We start from the raw sequence: 15,218 nt of genomic DNA on the forward strand, positions 1-15,218 counted from the left end.
CCGGAACCTGTTTCGGGCGGCCTTACTTTGTCCGTATAGTGCCGGCTATAGATCGCGCGCGATATGGAACTTGATTAACCATATCGACGTAACATATTTCTAACCCAGTTGTACGGCAGGTTGCGGCGCGAGTCGCAAGAGCGGGAGTGTCATAATGAAGTCTTTCCATGCGGTCACCGGAGTCGCCATTCTCTTGGCACTCGCAGGTTGTCAGAGAACGTCCTACAACAGCATGGACAATGGCAATAGCGCTCTGCCACCTCTGCAGGCACAGCCGGTTCCTTCCGTGCAGTCTGGCCAGTTGCCACCTCCCGGCGGCGCCACTCCTGGACAATTCCCGGCAGCCCCGGCCAATACGCCCGCCGCAGGCGGCATGGCAGCCGCACCAGGCACCGCGCTGGACGTGACGAAAGAATCCATGGTCGGCAACTGGCGCGTCCAGAGTGCCGGTGTCAGCTGCGACATGTTCCTGACGCTGACGAACCTCGGTAGTGGCTCGCGTGGCGGGACCCGTGGTTGCTCGGGCGAGTTGACTGCTATGGGCTCCTGGGAAGTGGCCGGCAAGCAGGTTCTGCTCAAGGATCGCAACGGCAATACGATCGGCAGCCTCTACAAGACGGCGGATGCCCGTTTCGACGGTAGCACCGGCTCTGGCCAGCCGGTGAGCCTGAGCCGCTGATTCTATCCTCCATCCTGTGACGGCCGCGTGGCCGTCACCGAGGATCTATCCCATGCAGCCCATTCCTGATTATGCGCTCAGCGTCGTCGAACAATTGCGCGCGATGACGGAGGCGGGGACCCTGCAGCCGGATGCGGCTCAATTGCAGGTGGCGCGAAAGCTCGACCGGATCCTGACCGAACTCAAGGCCCGCAAGCCGGCGTCCAAGTCCAGTGCGCTGGGCTGGATGTTTGCTCAGCGTCGCAAGCCGCAGACACCGATCATGGGCCTTTATGTCCATGGGAGTGTGGGTCGTGGCAAAACCATGCTGATGGACCTGTTCTTCAAGCTGGCACCGATCGAGAAGAAGCGGCGCGCCCATTTTCACGAATTCATGGCGGACGTGCATGGCCGCATCCACGCTCATCGCCAGAAACTGAAGGCCGGCGAAACGAAGCAGGCGGATCCCGTGCCGCCGGTGGCGGCAGCGCTGCGCGAAGAAGCGCAGCTTCTGTGCTTCGACGAATTCACCGTGACGGACATCGCAGATGCGATGATCCTTGCCCGGCTCTTTACCGAACTTTTCGCGCGCGGCTGCATCCTTGTCGCCACGTCGAATGTCGAGCCGGACAACCTCTATCGCGATGGACTGAACCGCAGTCTGTTCCTGCCATTCGTCGGGCTCCTGCAACAGTATGTCGAGATCGCCTCCCTCGATTCTCCGACGGACTACCGCCTTGAGAAGCTGGAGAGTTTGCCCGTCTACGTGGCGCCTCTCTCACAAGAGGCGTCCGCACAGATAGATCGTGCCTGGACCCGTATCACCGGCGGCAAGCCTGAAGTTCCTGCGACAATCGAAATGAAGGGGCGGGTGGTCGAGATCCCAAGGGCTTCCGGGCGCTGTGCCCGTTTTACCTTTGACGAACTCTGCGCGCGTCCGCTCGGGGCCTCCGATTACCTCGCCATTGCCGAACGCTTCGATGTCGTCTTCGTCGAAAACATTCCGTATCTTGGTCCGGAAAAGCGCAACGAGACGAAGCGTTTCATCATCCTGATCGATGCGCTTTACGATGCGCGGGTACGTCTCTTCGCTTCGGCTGTCGCCATGCCCGAGGAGCTTCTCACAGCAAAAAAAGGCACTGAAGGTTTCGAGTTTGACCGTACCGTTTCGCGTCTTTTTGAAATGCGAAGCACCGACTATCTCGCGGACCATGAAGAGATCCGCGCTAAAACGTGACGATCGTGTGACGATAACTCTTACCTTTACGTAAGAATTTTACGTTCTAACCGATTGAAATTTATACACCGAAAATTATCGATTGCGATTCTATTGGGTTGGGTCTATGCGGTCTGTCCACAAGGGCAGGCTAACACTTCGTCTTGACCTTGGTTTTGGATCTAAAAGGAAGCTATGCAATGGCGCGCAAAAAGATCGCTCTTATCGGTTCTGGTATGATTGGTGGAACGCTGGCGCATCTCGCCAGTCTGAAGGAACTCGGCGATATCGTCCTGTTCGACATTGCTGATGGCATCCCGCAGGGCAAAGGTCTGGATATCGCCCAGTCCGGCCCGGTCGAAGGCTTCAATGCCAAGCTGTCTGGCGCTAGCGACTACGCCGCCATCGAAGGCGCTGACGTCTGCATCGTCACTGCCGGTGTTGCCCGCAAGCCCGGCATGAGCCGCGACGACCTGCTCGGCATCAACCTCAAGGTCATGGAACAGGTTGGCGCCGGCATCAAGAAGTATGCCCCGAACGCCTTCGTCATCTGCATCACCAACCCGCTCGACGCGATGGTCTGGGCCCTGCAGAAGTTCTCGGGCCTTCCGGCCAACAAGGTCGTCGGCATGGCCGGCGTTCTCGACTCGGGTCGCTTCCGCCACTTCCTGTCGGAAGAATTCAACGTCTCCGTTCAGGATGTCACCGCCTTCGTTCTCGGTGGCCATGGCGACACGATGGTGCCACTCGCCCGCTACTCGACCGTCGGCGGCATTCCGCTGACCGACCTCGTCAAGTTGGGCTGGGTCACCAAGGAACGCCTCGAAGAAATCATCCAGCGCACCCGTGATGGTGGCGCCGAAATCGTCGGTCTGCTGAAGACCGGCTCGGCCTACTATGCGCCTGCAGCCTCTGCCATCGAGATGGCTGAGTCCTACCTCAAGGACAAGAAGCGCGTTCTGCCCTGCGCCGCCTACCTTACCGGCCAGTACGGCGTGAAGGACATGTATGTCGGCGTGCCCGTCATCATCGGCGAAGGCGGTGTCGAGCGCATCATCGAGATCGACCTGAACAAGGCCGAGGAAGAAGCCTTCCAGAAGTCTGTCGGCGCTGTCGCCAGCCTCTGCGAAGCCTGCATCAATATCGCCCCGGCTCTCAAGTAACAGCCTTTCAGCCCCGATAGGGCGGCCCAAGACAGGGACACGACGATGAACATTCATGAATATCAGGCCAAGGCTCTTCTGAAGAGTTTTGGCGCACCGGTCGCCGAAGGTGTGGCGATCTTCTCCGCAGAAGAAGCCGAAGCTGCTGCCAAGCAGCTTCCCGGCCCGCTCTATGTGGTCAAGAGCCAGATCCATGCTGGCGGCCGCGGCAAGGGCAAGTTCAAGGAACTCGACCCCGATGCAAAGGGTGGCGTACGCCTCGCCTTCTCGATCGACGAAGCCAAGGCGCATGCCAAGGAAATGTTCGGCAACACGCTGGTGACCGCCCAGACCGGCGAAGCCGGCAAGCAGGTCAACCGTCTCTACATCGAAGACGGCGCCGACATCGCCCGCGAACTCTATTGCTCGCTGCTCGTCGACCGCTCGGTCGGCCAGGTTGCCTTCGTCGTTTCGACGGAAGGCGGCATGGACATCGAAGCCGTTGCCCATGACACCCCGGAAAAGATCCACACGATCGCCATCGACCCGCTGATGGGCGTGACGGACGCGGATGTTGCGGCCATCTCCAAGGCGCTTGAGCTTTCGGGTGCGGCTGCCGAAGATGCGAAGTCGCTCTTCCCGATCCTCTACAAGGCCTTTGTCGAAAAGGACATGGCGCTGCTCGAGGTCAACCCGCTGATCGTCATGAAGAATGACCATCTGCGCGTGCTCGACGCCAAGATGTCTTTCGACGGCAACGCCCTGTTCCGCCACGACGATGTCAAGGCGCTGCGCGACGAGACCGAAGAAGACGCCAAGGAAATCGAAGCCTCCAAGTGGGACCTCGCCTATGTCGCCCTCGACGGCAATATCGGTTGTATGGTCAATGGTGCCGGTCTCGCCATGGCGACGATGGACATCATCAAGCTTTACGGCAAGGAGCCGGCAAACTTCTGTGACGTCGGCGGTGGCGCCGGCAAGGACAAGGTTGCGGCTGCCTTCAAGATCATCACGGCCGATCCGAAGGTCGAGGGCATCCTTGTCAACATCTTCGGCGGCATCATGAAGTGCGACGTCATCGCGGAAGGCGTTGTCGCCGCCGTGCAGGAAGTGGGCCTCAAGGTTCCGCTCGTCGTGCGCCTCGAAGGCACGAATGTCGAACTTGGCAAGAAGATCCTGAACGAATCCGGCCTCGCGATCACCGCGGCCGACGATCTGGACGACGCTGCCAAGAAGATCGTCGCGGCGATCAACGGCTGACATGAATACGAGAGTCATCGTCGCGGTCGCGGTGCTGGCTCTCATTGCCTGCTGGTTTTGGTGGCAGGAAGAGGAAAAGTGGTGTGATGGGTTCTACCAGGATGCATCACCGGCAGCGTTCACAGTGTGTTTGCCCCTTTCTCCCTTCGTCGCCTTCGGCATCGTCACAACTTGCTGCGTCGTCATCATATGGATGAAACTTCGCAAGAGCTCACGGTAGAGATCGGGATCAACGCATGTCCATTCTCGTGAATAAGAACACCAAGGTCCTCGTTCAGGGCCTGACCGGCAAGACCGGTACCTTCCACACCGAACAGGCGCTTGCTTACTACGGCACGCAGATGGTCGGCGGTATCCACCCGAAGAAGGGTGGGGAAACCTGGACCGGCTCGAAGGGCGAAAGCCTGCCGATCTTTGCCTCGGTTGCTGAAGCCAAGGAACGCACCGGTGCTGACGCATCGGTCATCTACGTTCCGCCGGCAGGCGCTGCCGACGCGATCATCGAGGCGATCGACGCCGAGATCCCGTTCATCACCTGCATCACCGAGGGTATCCCGGTCATGGATATGGTGAAGGTCAAGGCCCGTCTCGATAAGTCGAAGTCGCGCCTTCTCGGCCCAAACTGCCCGGGCATCCTGACGCCGGAAGAATGCAAGATCGGCATCATGCCGGGCTCGATCTTCCGCAAGGGTTCGGTCGGCATTGTCTCGCGTTCGGGAACTCTTACATACGAAGCTGTGTTTCAGACCTCGAATGAAGGCCTCGGCCAGACGACCGCTGTCGGTATTGGCGGCGACCCGGTCAAGGGGACCGAATTCATCGACGTGCTCGAGATGTTCCTGGCCGATCCGGCCACGACCTCGATCATCATGATCGGCGAAATCGGCGGCTCGGCTGAAGAAGATGCAGCCCAGTTCCTCATCGACGAAGCCAAGAAGGGCCGCAAGAAGCCGATGGCCGGCTTCATCGCTGGCCGTACGGCTCCGAAGGGACGGACTATGGGTCACGCTGGCGCTGTGGTTTCCGGTGGCAAGGGCGATGCGGAATCCAAGATCGCTGCCATGGAAGCGGCCGGCATCAAGGTGTCGCCTTCTCCGGCGCGCCTCGGCAAGACCCTGGTCGAAGTCCTCAAGGGCTGAGCCATCAGAAGTACAAGCCAGGCGAAGGGTTGCTGCGGCAACCTTCGCCTGGAATTCGCATCTCAGGACGATTCGCTCATCGAGCGTGCAGCGGCAGGCCGGGCATCCGGCCATCAATTTCTAGTCGGGAGGCGAGCAGAGACGCTCGCGAAACACCATGGGTAGGCAAGAAGCCAACGAGCAGTTTCTGATCACGTCCTTTCTCGACGGTCAGAACGCTGCCTATATCGAACAGCTTTACGCACGGTATGAAGAAGATCCCTCGTCGGTTTCCGACGAGTGGCGGGCCTTCTTCAAGGCACTGGCCGACAATCCGACCGACGTGAAGAAGGCCGCCAAGGGCGCCTCCTGGCAGCGCAAGAACTGGCCGATCGCAGAAGGCGGCGATCTCGTCTCCGCTTTGGACGGCAACTGGGGTGTTGTCGAAAAGGTCATCGAGAAGAAGGTTCAGGCCAAGGCTGAAGCTACGGCTGCCACTGTCGGCAAGCCGGTCTCGGAAGCCGAAGTTCTGCAGGCAACCCGCGATTCGGTCCGCGCCATCATGATGATCCGCGCCTATCGCATGCGCGGTCACCTGCATGCGAAGCTGGACCCTCTTGGTCTGGCAGCGCCGGTCGAAGACTACAACGAACTCTCGCCAAGCAATTACGGTTTCACCGAAGCCGATTACACCCGCAAGATCTTCATCGATAACGTGCTGGGTCTGGAATACGCCACGATCCCGCAGATGCTCGATATCCTGCAGCGGACCTATTGCTCGACGCTCGGCGTCGAGTTCATGCATATCTCCAATCCGGAAGAGAAGGCCTGGATCCAGGAGCGCATCGAAGGCCCCGGCAAGGGCGTCGAATTCACGCCGAACGGCAAGAAGGCGATCCTGCAGAAGCTCATCGAGGCCGAAGGCTTCGAGCAGTTCATCGACGTTAAGTACAAGGGCACTAAGCGCTTTGGCCTCGATGGTGGTGAATCGCTGATCCCGGCGCTCGAACAGATCATCAAGCGTGGCGGCCAGGACGGCCTTGAAGAGGTCGTACTCGGGATGGCCCATCGCGGCCGTCTGAACGTTCTGACCAACGTCATGCACAAGCCCCATCGCGCGGTCTTCCACGAGTTCAAGGGCGGCTCCTTCAAGCCCGACGAAGTCGAGGGCTCCGGTGACGTCAAGTACCATCTCGGCGCTTCCTCGGATCGCGAGTTCGACGGCAACAAGGTCCACCTTTCGCTGACGGCCAATCCGTCGCATCTGGAAATCGTCAACCCTGTCGTGATGGGCAAGGCCCGTGCCAAGCAGGACCAGCTCGCCAAGGTCTGGGACGGCGACGTCATCCCGCTCAAGGAGCGTGCCAAGGTTCTGCCGCTTCTCCTGCACGGCGATGCGGCGTTTGCCGGCCAGGGTGTGACGGCTGAAATCCTCGGTCTGTCCGGCCTGCGCGGTCACCGCGTCGCCGGCACGCTGCATGTCATCATCAACAACCAGATTGGCTTCACCACGAACCCGGCCTTCTCGCGATCGTCGCCTTATCCCTCTGATGTCGCGAAGATGATCGAGGCACCGATCTTCCATGTGAACGGTGATGACCCGGAAGCGGTCGTCTACGCGGCCAAGGTCGCGACCGAATTCCGCATGAAGTTCCACAAGCCTGTCGTTGTCGACATGTTCTGCTATCGCCGCTTCGGTCATAACGAAGGTGATGAGCCCTCCTTCACGCAGCCGAAGATGTACAAGGAGATCCGCGCCCACAAGACGGTCGTGCAGATCTACGGCGAACGTCTGATCGCGGAAGGTCTGATCACCGAAGGCGAACTGGAAAAGATGAAGGCCGACTGGCGCGCTCATCTCGAACAGGAGTTCGAGGCTGGCCAGAGCTACAAGCCGAACAAGGCTGACTGGCTCGATGGTGCCTGGTCGGGTCTCAGGACCGCCGACAATGCCGATGAGCAGCGTCGCGGCAAGACCGCCATGCCGATGAAGCAGCTGAAGGAGATTGGCCGCAAGTTGTCGACCATTCCTGAAGGCTTCAAGGCCCACCGCACCATCCAGCGCTTCATGGAAAACCGGGCGCAGATGATCGAGACCGGTGAAGGTATCGACTGGGCCATGGGCGAAGCACTCGCCTTTGGTTCGCTCGTGGTTGATGGCCACAAAATCCGTCTGTCGGGCCAGGATTGCGAACGCGGCACCTTCTCGCAGCGTCACTCGGTTCTCTACGATCAGGAAACCGAAGAGCGCTATATCCCGCTCGCAAACCTTGCGCCGACCCAGGCTCGCTACGAAGTCATCAATTCGATGCTGTCGGAAGAGGCCGTGCTGGGCTTCGAATATGGCTATTCGCTGGCCCGCCCGAATGCGCTGACCCTCTGGGAAGCACAGTTCGGCGACTTCGCCAACGGTGCACAGGTCGTCTTCGACCAGTTCATCTCGTCGGGCGAACGCAAGTGGCTGCGCATGTCGGGTCTCGTCTGCTTGCTGCCGCATGGCTATGAAGGCCAGGGTCCGGAACACTCGTCGGCCCGTCTCGAACGCTGGCTGCAGATGTGCGCCGAAGACAACATGCAGGTCGCCAACGTCACCACGCCGGCGAACTACTTCCACATCCTGCGCCGTCAGGTGAAGCGCGACTTCCGCAAGCCGCTGATCCTGATGACGCCGAAGTCCCTGCTGCGCCACAAGCGTGCAACGTCTAGCTTGGCCGAGATGGCTGGCGAAAGCTCGTTCCACCGTCTGCTGTGGGATGACGCCGAAGTCATCAAGGATGGCCCGATCAAGCTGCAGAAGGATGCCAAGATCCGTCGCGTCGTTCTCTGCTCCGGCAAGGTCTATTACGACCTGCTGGAAGAGCGCGAGAAGCGCGGCATCGACGACATTTATCTGCTGCGCATCGAACAGCTCTATCCGTTCCCGGCCAAGGCGCTCATCAACGAGCTCTCCCGCTTCCGCAATGCGGAGATGGTCTGGTGCCAGGAAGAGCCGAAGAACATGGGCGGCTGGTCGTTCATCGATCCCTATCTGGAATGGGTGCTCGCCCATATCGACGCCAAGTACCAGCGCGTGCGCTATACCGGCCGTCCGGCTGCCGCATCGCCGGCAACCGGCCTGATGTCGAAGCACCTCGCCCAGCTTGAAGCCTTCCTTGAGGACGCACTGGGCGGTTGATCCGCCCAGTCACACTCCTTGCAGACCGAAACGTTCTCTGACCAACGGAATTGAGATCATGGCCACTGAAATCCGCGTACCCACCCTCGGCGAATCCGTCAGCGAAGCCACCATCGGCACCTGGTTCAAGAAGGTCGGCGACACCGTCAAGGCCGACGAACCGCTCGTCGAGCTGGAAACCGACAAGGTCACGGTTGAAGTTCCGTCGCCGGTCTCCGGCGTTCTGACTGAAATTGTTGCCCAGAACGGCGAAACCGTCGGCCTCGGTGCGCTGCTCGGCCAGATCGCAGAAGGCGCTGCCGGTTCTGCCGGTGCTGCCGCGCCGGCACCTGCCGCCGCACCGGCCCCTGCTGCAGCGCCTGCTCCGGCTGCCGCTGCTCCGGCCGCACCGTCTGCCATGCCGGCTGCTCCGGCTGCTGCCAAGGTTGCTGCCGACAACAACATTTCGACGTCTGACGTCGAGGGCTCGGGCAAGCGCGGCCAGGTTCTGAAGGGCGACGTACTCGCCGCCATCGCCAAGGGCGTTGCTGCACCGGCTCCGGCTGCTGCTCCTGCTGCTCCGCGTCCGGCCTCTTCGGCCGACGACGCATCGCGCGAAGAACGCGTGAAGATGACCCGTCTGCGTCAGACGATTGCGAAGCGCCTCAAGGACGCCCAGAACACCGCTGCCATGCTCACCACCTATAATGAGGTGGACATGAAGGCGGTCATGGATCTGCGCAACCGCTACAAGGACATCTTCGAGAAGAAGCATGGCGTGAAGCTCGGCTTCATGGGCTTCTTCACCAAGGCCGTCACGCATGCGCTGAAGGAACTGCCGGCCGTCAACGCCGAAATCGACGGCACCGACATCATCTACAAGAACTACTGCCACATCGGCGTTGCCGTCGGCACGGACAAAGGCCTGGTCGTTCCGATCGTACGCGATGCCGACCAGATGTCGATCGCCGGTATCGAGAAAGAAATCGGCCGCCTCGGCAAGGCTGCTCGTGACGGTCAGCTTTCCATGGCCGATATGCAGGGTGGCACCTTCACCATCTCGAACGGTGGCGTTTATGGCTCGCTGATGTCCTCGCCGATCCTGAATGCGCCGCAGTCGGGTATCCTCGGCATGCACAAGATCCAGGAGCGCCCGGTCGTGGTCGGCGGCCAGATCGTCATCCGTCCGATGATGTATCTCGCGCTCTCTTATGACCACCGGATCGTCGACGGCAAGGAAGCCGTCACCTTCCTCGTCCGCGTCAAGGAAAGCCTCGAAGATCCGGAACGTCTGGTTCTCGATCTCTAAGGAGACCTCATTATGGAGCCGGTATCCGCTTCCGCCTCGCCGCTCGTCCTGCTCCTTGCCTGGAGCGTGGTGCTTCTGGTCGCGCATATCCTGCTTCAGGGCGTGCTTGCCACCAAGGAGCTAGGGGCGAAGTGGAATGCCGGCCCCCGGGACGACAACAAGCAGCCGGCGGGCAAGCTCGCCGGCCGTGCTGCCCGGGCGTCTTCCAACTTCCGTGAAACCTATCCCGCCTTTGTGGCACTTGCCGCGGGCCTGCTTTTCACCGGAGAAACCTCGGGCCTCGGTTTGATCGGTGCCATCGTCTGGTTCGTCGGGCGCATTGTCTACTACCCTCTTTATCTGGGCGGCATCCCCTATGTCCGCTCGCTGGTCTGGACCGGCTCCATGGTCGGCCTCGGCCTTATGTTCCTCGCGCTGGCGTTTTGAGGTGAGGCATGGGCGCGACTGTCGGAGCATCTGTTCTGCTTGCTGCGCTCGCACTGCCCTATGCGGCCCTGGCTGCTGACTGCCGGATCGAAAAAGCCACTTACAGGGAAGCCGAAACCGGCCTCGAACTCGTGTTTGAGGCTGCAAGCGGCGAGAACACGCCCGTTACCCACGGCTTCTCCACGACAATCGGCAAGCTCAAACTTAATGGCTACGTCATGTACGATGCGGAGATCGAACGGCCCGTCGGCATGCTGATGAACAACTGCCCGGAAGGTGACGTGACGGGTGCGGACCTCGCCGCCTGCACGGTCTGGAAGGGTATCGTCTACGGGATCGACACGAAGACCGGCCATGTCGATCTGTTGCCGCCGGAAGGTGCGGATGCACCCGACGCGCTCCTCTTGCCGGGCTTCGGTCCGTCCGTCATCGCCTCGTCGGCGGGCAAGGGGCTGGAAACGAGCCCGTGGGATGTCTTCGAATTCAAGGGATGTGCCGCATGACAAGCCGTCCCCTCCTCCTCGTGACCGGTGGCAGCCGAGGCATCGGCGCTGCAGTCTGTAGGAAAGCTGCTGCTCAGGGTTACGACCTGCTGGTCAATTATCGGTCCGACAAGGCGGCTGCAGAGGCCGTGGCGGCAGACTGCCAGACAGTCGGTGCCAAAGCCGAAATCGTTCAGGGTGATACGGCGACCGAAGAAGGGATCGCCGCGATCTTTGCCGCCGTTGATCGCCGTGGCCGACTGGACGCCCTGGTCAACAATGCCGGCGTCGTTGACCAGACCGGACGGGTCGAGGATTTCGACCGGGCGCGGCTCGACCGGATGTTCGCCGTCAATGTCATCGGCAAGATCCGCTGTGCCTCCGAGGCCGTGAAGCGCATGTCGACGAGGCATGGCGGCAAGGGTGGTGTGATCGTCAATATCTCCTCCATGGCCGCTATCCTCGGCAGCTCGGGCCAATATGTCGATTACGCCGCTGCCAAGGCTGCAATCGATACGTTTACTGTGGGGCTTTCCCGCGAGGTTGCCACCGAAAGTATCCGGGTCAATGCCATCCGCCCCGGCATCATCGACACCGACATCCATGCCTCCGGCGGACTGCCGGACCGGGCGCGCGATCTGGCGCCCATGGTCCCGATGCAGCGGCCTGGAACGGCCGACGAGGTGGCTGACAGCGCAATTTATCTCCTTTCTCCTCAGGCCTCCTATGTCACGGGCGCCATCTTGAATGTCAGCGGCGGTCGTTAACCGCCGAAAACGAAGGAAAATCTCATGTCTTATGATGTCATCGTTATCGGTTCGGGCCCCGGCGGCTATGTCTGCGCCATCAAGGCCGCCCAGCTCGGCCTGAAGGTTGCCGTCGTCGAAAAGCGCGCCACCTATGGCGGCACCTGCCTCAACATCGGCTGCATCCCGTCCAAGGCCCTGCTGCACGCGTCGGAAGTCTTCCACCATGCGGCTCATGGCATGGCTGACCTCGGCGTCGAGGTCGGTGCGCCGACGCTGAACCTGCCGAAGATGATGGCGCACAAGGATGCGACGGTGAAGTCCAACGTCGAGGGCGTCGCCTTCCTGTTCAAGAAGAACAAGATCGATGGCATTCAGGGCACCGGCAAGATCCTCTCGGCCGGCAAGGTCGAAGTCACCAATGACAAGGGCGAAGTTCAGGTTCTCGAGACCAAGAACATCGTCATTGCCACCGGCTCCGACGTCGCCGGCATTCCGGGTGTTGCCGTCGATATCGACGAAAAGATCATCGTCTCCTCGACCGGCGGCATCGCGCTTGAAAAGGTACCGGGCAGGATGATTGTTGTCGGCGGCGGCGTCATCGGCCTTGAGCTCGGCTCGGTGTGGTCGCGCCTCGGCGCCAAGGTGACCGTCGTCGAATATCTCGACACGATCCTGGGCGGCATGGACGGCGAAGTCTCCAAGCAGTTCCAGCGCATCCTCGCCAAGCAGGGCATCGAGTTCAATCTCGGCGCCAAGGTCACCGGTGTTGAAAAGACGGGTGCCGGCGCCAAGGTCACGTTCGAGCCGGTCAAGGGCGGTGAGGCCCAGACGCTCGAAGCCGATGTCGTTCTCGTCGCCACCGGCCGCAAGCCCTATACGGCTGGCCTCGGGCTTGAAGGTGCCGGCGTTGCGCTCGACAATCGCGGACGCGTCGAAATCGACGGACATTACCGCACGAACGTTGCCGGCATCTATGCCATCGGTGACGTGGTCAAGGGCCCCATGCTTGCCCATAAGGCGGAAGACGAAGGCGTGGCGCTTGCCGAAATTCTCGCCGGCCAGCATGGCCATGTGAACTACGAGGTCATCCCGGGCGTGGTCTACACCCAGCCGGAAGTGGCCTCCGTCGGCAAGACCGAGGAAGAGCTCAAGGCTGCAGGTGTTACCTACAAGGTCGGGAAGTTCCCGTTCACGGCCAATGGCCGCGCACGCGCCATGCAGGCCCAGGACGGTTTTGTGAAGGTTCTGGCCGACAAGGAGACGGATCGCGTGCTCGGCGTGCACATCATCGGTCTCGGTGCCGGCGAGATGATTCACGAGGCGGCCGTGCTGATGGAGTTCGGCGGTTCGTCGGAAGATCTTGGCCGCACCTGCCATGCGCACCCGACCATGTCGGAAGCCGTCAAGGAAGCCGCGCTCGCGACCTTCTTCAAGCCCCTGCACATGTAATTCGTCGCGGACCTGGTACGGTCTCCATTATATTTTGGTAAGATTGAAGACCGTCGCTTGCTCCCCAAGCGGCGGTCTTTATCATGCGCAGGTACTGCCTCTTTCCCAATTGACGAAAGGCAAACCATGCCCGCGATCGCTCCCACATCCTATTCCATCCTGCAGAAGGCCCTTCACTGGGCCATGGCTCTTCTCATCCTGTTCAACCTCATCTTTTCGGACGCCATGGAAGAGGCGGTCGAAGCCTATGAGCGTGGTGAAGTGCCGTCGCCCGAGGATCTGACCTTTGCGAACGTCCATGCCTATGTCGGCATTGCCGTGCTCTGTCTCGGCTTGATCCGGCTCGCGGTTCGCCTGACGCGAGGGGCGCCTGATGCGCCGCCCGAGGAGCCTCCGGTGCTGCGGCTCGCGGCGAAGATTGCCCATTGGAGTTTCTATACGCTGTTCGTGCTCCTGCCGCTTAGTGGCATCGGCAAATACTATTTTGGCAACGATCTCGCCGGCGAGCTTCATGGCGGCCCGCTCAAGCTTGTGATGTGGGTGCTGATCGTGGTTCACATTGCCGCAGTGCTGGTGCACCAGTTCTACTGGAAGACCCCAATTGCGCAGCGTATGACCAAAGGCTGAAAGCTGGCGCCTCCGGGGTGGCCGAACCTCGGGGGCGTTGCATGTCGAAGCCATATCTTGAACACGTGATGCTGCCCCATCCGGCGCTGCGTTCGGCGGATTGGGCCGATCGTTACGTCATCACAACAGATCCAAGGGCAGAAAGCGCGCTCGAACTGGCGCACCGCCTGTTTGGGAGTTCGCCCCGTTGGGTGCACCTCCTCCTGGCGCTTCGCAATCGCATCGTCGCTCTGTTCGGACTGAAATCCGCCGAACTTGCGATAGCGGACGGGGAGCGCGTGGGCGCGTTCCCAGTTGTCAGCGCTCGTGACGAGCAGGTTGTGCTCGGATTTGATGACAGCCATCTTGACTTCCGTATTGTGCTTGACGTCGCGCCCACGGGCTCGCAAACGCGCAAAGTCGCTATCACAACCCTTGTCGAGCGGCACAATCTGTTCGGTCGGTTCTATATCCTCGCGATCACGCCATTCCACAAGCTGATTGTCCGCACCATTCTGGCACGGCTGGACTGAGGTCGAAGATCAGCCGGCAACGCGTGTGACGGTGAAGCCCTGCTTGCGGAAGAGTTCGACCAGGCCTTCTTCACCTGGCAGGTGCAAGGCACCCACGGCAATGAAGGCATTGCCCTTTTCCAGCAGCGGCAGGCTCCCCTTGGCCATCACGAGGTTGCGGTCGCGCACGATGCGATCCTCGAAAGCGGCATAGGCGCTTTCATCGCCGCCTTCTTGCGTCGGCGCGACGGCCTTCAGCATTGGCATGGTCATGCCGATCTCGCCATCCAGATAAAGATCGGTCATGGTTTCGGTGACGTCTTCCATCTTGTCGCCGAGCGCGATGGTTTCGATCAGCGCCTGGAAGTGGAAATCGACCGGCAGATCCGCCATGGCCTGCAATTGCTCGACCATGGTTTCGAGCCCCACCACTTTTTTGTCGGCCTTCACCGCGTCTTCTGCAATCTGCTTGTCGAGGAAGGATGCACCGGCCGCCTTACGCGACATCTCGCAGGCCGGCAGAGCGACGAAACTGGCGAGGATCCAGGGCTTCATCCGTGAGACTGCGCCGAGCGCCAGGCCCCGCTCCTTGAGGCCGGCCTCCAGCGTTTTCAGATCGTCGGCATCAAGGTGGTCTTTGATGCTGGTGCCGTCAGTAAACATGGTGAGTTCGGGATGCATGAGCAGCGTCGCGCCCGCCTTCTGCTCATCGAGGATCTCGTCTGATTCGATCACCACGGCATCGGCGGCAGCCGCCGCCTCGCGTGCGCCGGATGGCATTGTGAGGACGCGCGGGTCAGTGACGTGCATGGTACCGAGAAGCCAAGAGGGCGCAAGTCCCGCCTTTTCGATCTTCCAAAAGATGCCTTTTCCGTTCGGCACCTTTGCTGCTTCATACCGTATCTTCTTCAGTTCTGCCGGATTTTCTTTCTCCATGACGGTTAGGAGGTTCTGACCGCTGCATGCGATTTCGCTGGCAGCCTGGGCCGGCGAAAGAGAAAGGACTGTGGTCACCAATACGGCAAGCAAGAAGAGCGGCAGCGCACCGACGAGCCAGAGCAGCAGATCAGCCGCAGACGGGCGCGGCAGATCGGATCGCAGCGGAAAGAAGCGGTGCGTGTTCATGACATCTCCTGT

General features: G+C 60.7%; 14 protein-coding genes. 13 read left to right on the plus strand and 1 reads right to left on the minus strand.

Annotation, left to right across the window (positions count from 1 at the left end; translation table 11 throughout):
- The first annotated feature begins 154 nt into the window (after positions 1-154).
- From ASE36_RS16785 to ASE36_RS16850, 13 genes are all read left to right on the plus strand, one after another.
- Positions 155-679, plus strand: a complete 525-nt coding sequence (locus tag ASE36_RS16785) for a protease inhibitor Inh/omp19 family protein (protein ID WP_062282276.1) — start codon at positions 155-157, stop codon at positions 677-679.
- A 52-nt stretch (positions 680-731) separates the two neighbouring features.
- Positions 732-1,895: a cell division protein ZapE gene (gene zapE / locus ASE36_RS16790; protein WP_062282279.1), complete on the plus strand. Its 1,164-nt coding sequence runs from the start codon at positions 732-734 to the stop codon at positions 1,893-1,895.
- A gap of 179 nt (positions 1,896-2,074) precedes the next feature.
- Complete coding sequence (gene mdh, locus ASE36_RS16795) at positions 2,075-3,037, plus strand: malate dehydrogenase (RefSeq protein WP_062282281.1); 963 nt, start codon at positions 2,075-2,077, stop codon at positions 3,035-3,037.
- A gap of 45 nt (positions 3,038-3,082) precedes the next feature.
- Positions 3,083-4,276, plus strand: a complete 1,194-nt coding sequence (gene sucC / locus ASE36_RS16800; protein ID WP_062282285.1) for an ADP-forming succinate--CoA ligase subunit beta — start codon at positions 3,083-3,085, stop codon at positions 4,274-4,276.
- A gap of 236 nt (positions 4,277-4,512) precedes the next feature.
- On the plus strand, positions 4,513-5,415 hold the full coding sequence (sucD, locus tag ASE36_RS16810; RefSeq protein WP_062282292.1) for a succinate--CoA ligase subunit alpha: 903 nt from the start codon (positions 4,513-4,515) through the stop codon (positions 5,413-5,415).
- Positions 5,416-5,572: 157 nt separating this feature from the next.
- On the plus strand, positions 5,573-8,569 hold the full coding sequence (locus ASE36_RS16815; protein ID WP_062282295.1) for a 2-oxoglutarate dehydrogenase E1 component: 2,997 nt from the start codon (positions 5,573-5,575) through the stop codon (positions 8,567-8,569).
- A gap of 58 nt (positions 8,570-8,627) precedes the next feature.
- On the plus strand, positions 8,628-9,857 hold the full coding sequence (gene odhB / locus ASE36_RS16820) for a 2-oxoglutarate dehydrogenase complex dihydrolipoyllysine-residue succinyltransferase (RefSeq protein WP_062282298.1): 1,230 nt from the start codon (positions 8,628-8,630) through the stop codon (positions 9,855-9,857).
- Between the two features lie 12 nt (positions 9,858-9,869).
- Entirely contained in the window at positions 9,870-10,283 is a 414-nt protein-coding gene (locus ASE36_RS16825) for an MAPEG family protein (RefSeq protein WP_062282302.1), read from the plus strand.
- Positions 10,284-10,291: 8 nt separating this feature from the next.
- Positions 10,292-10,786, plus strand: a complete 495-nt coding sequence (locus tag ASE36_RS16830) for a hypothetical protein (protein ID WP_062282305.1) — start codon at positions 10,292-10,294, stop codon at positions 10,784-10,786.
- A complete protein-coding gene (locus ASE36_RS16835) occupies positions 10,783-11,532 on the plus strand; it encodes an SDR family oxidoreductase (RefSeq protein WP_062282814.1) in 750 nt (249 codons plus the stop codon). Before ASE36_RS16830 ends, ASE36_RS16835 begins: the two co-directional genes overlap by 4 nt.
- Positions 11,533-11,556: 24 nt before the next feature.
- Positions 11,557-12,963, plus strand: a complete 1,407-nt coding sequence (gene lpdA, locus ASE36_RS16840) for a dihydrolipoyl dehydrogenase (protein WP_062282309.1) — start codon at positions 11,557-11,559, stop codon at positions 12,961-12,963.
- Positions 12,964-13,089: 126 nt separating this feature from the next.
- Positions 13,090-13,590, plus strand: coding sequence for a cytochrome b (locus ASE36_RS16845; RefSeq protein ID WP_062282312.1), 501 nt, complete (start codon positions 13,090-13,092; stop codon positions 13,588-13,590).
- 68 nt (positions 13,591-13,658) lie between these two features.
- On the plus strand, positions 13,659-14,102 hold the full coding sequence (locus ASE36_RS16850; RefSeq protein WP_244474780.1) for a DUF2867 domain-containing protein: 444 nt from the start codon (positions 13,659-13,661) through the stop codon (positions 14,100-14,102).
- Positions 14,103-14,111: 9 nt separating this feature from the next.
- On the opposite strand, the gene ASE36_RS16855 is transcribed toward ASE36_RS16850, so the two are convergent.
- Positions 14,112-15,206: a TraB/GumN family protein gene (locus ASE36_RS16855; protein ID WP_062282319.1), complete on the minus strand. Its 1,095-nt coding sequence runs from the start codon at positions 15,204-15,206 to the stop codon at positions 14,112-14,114.
- Positions 15,207-15,218 lie beyond the last annotated feature (12 nt).

Origin of the sequence: Rhizobium sp. Root274, from assembly GCF_001429245.1 — a bacterium.
Classification (GTDB): Bacteria; Pseudomonadota; Alphaproteobacteria; order Rhizobiales; family Rhizobiaceae; genus Allorhizobium.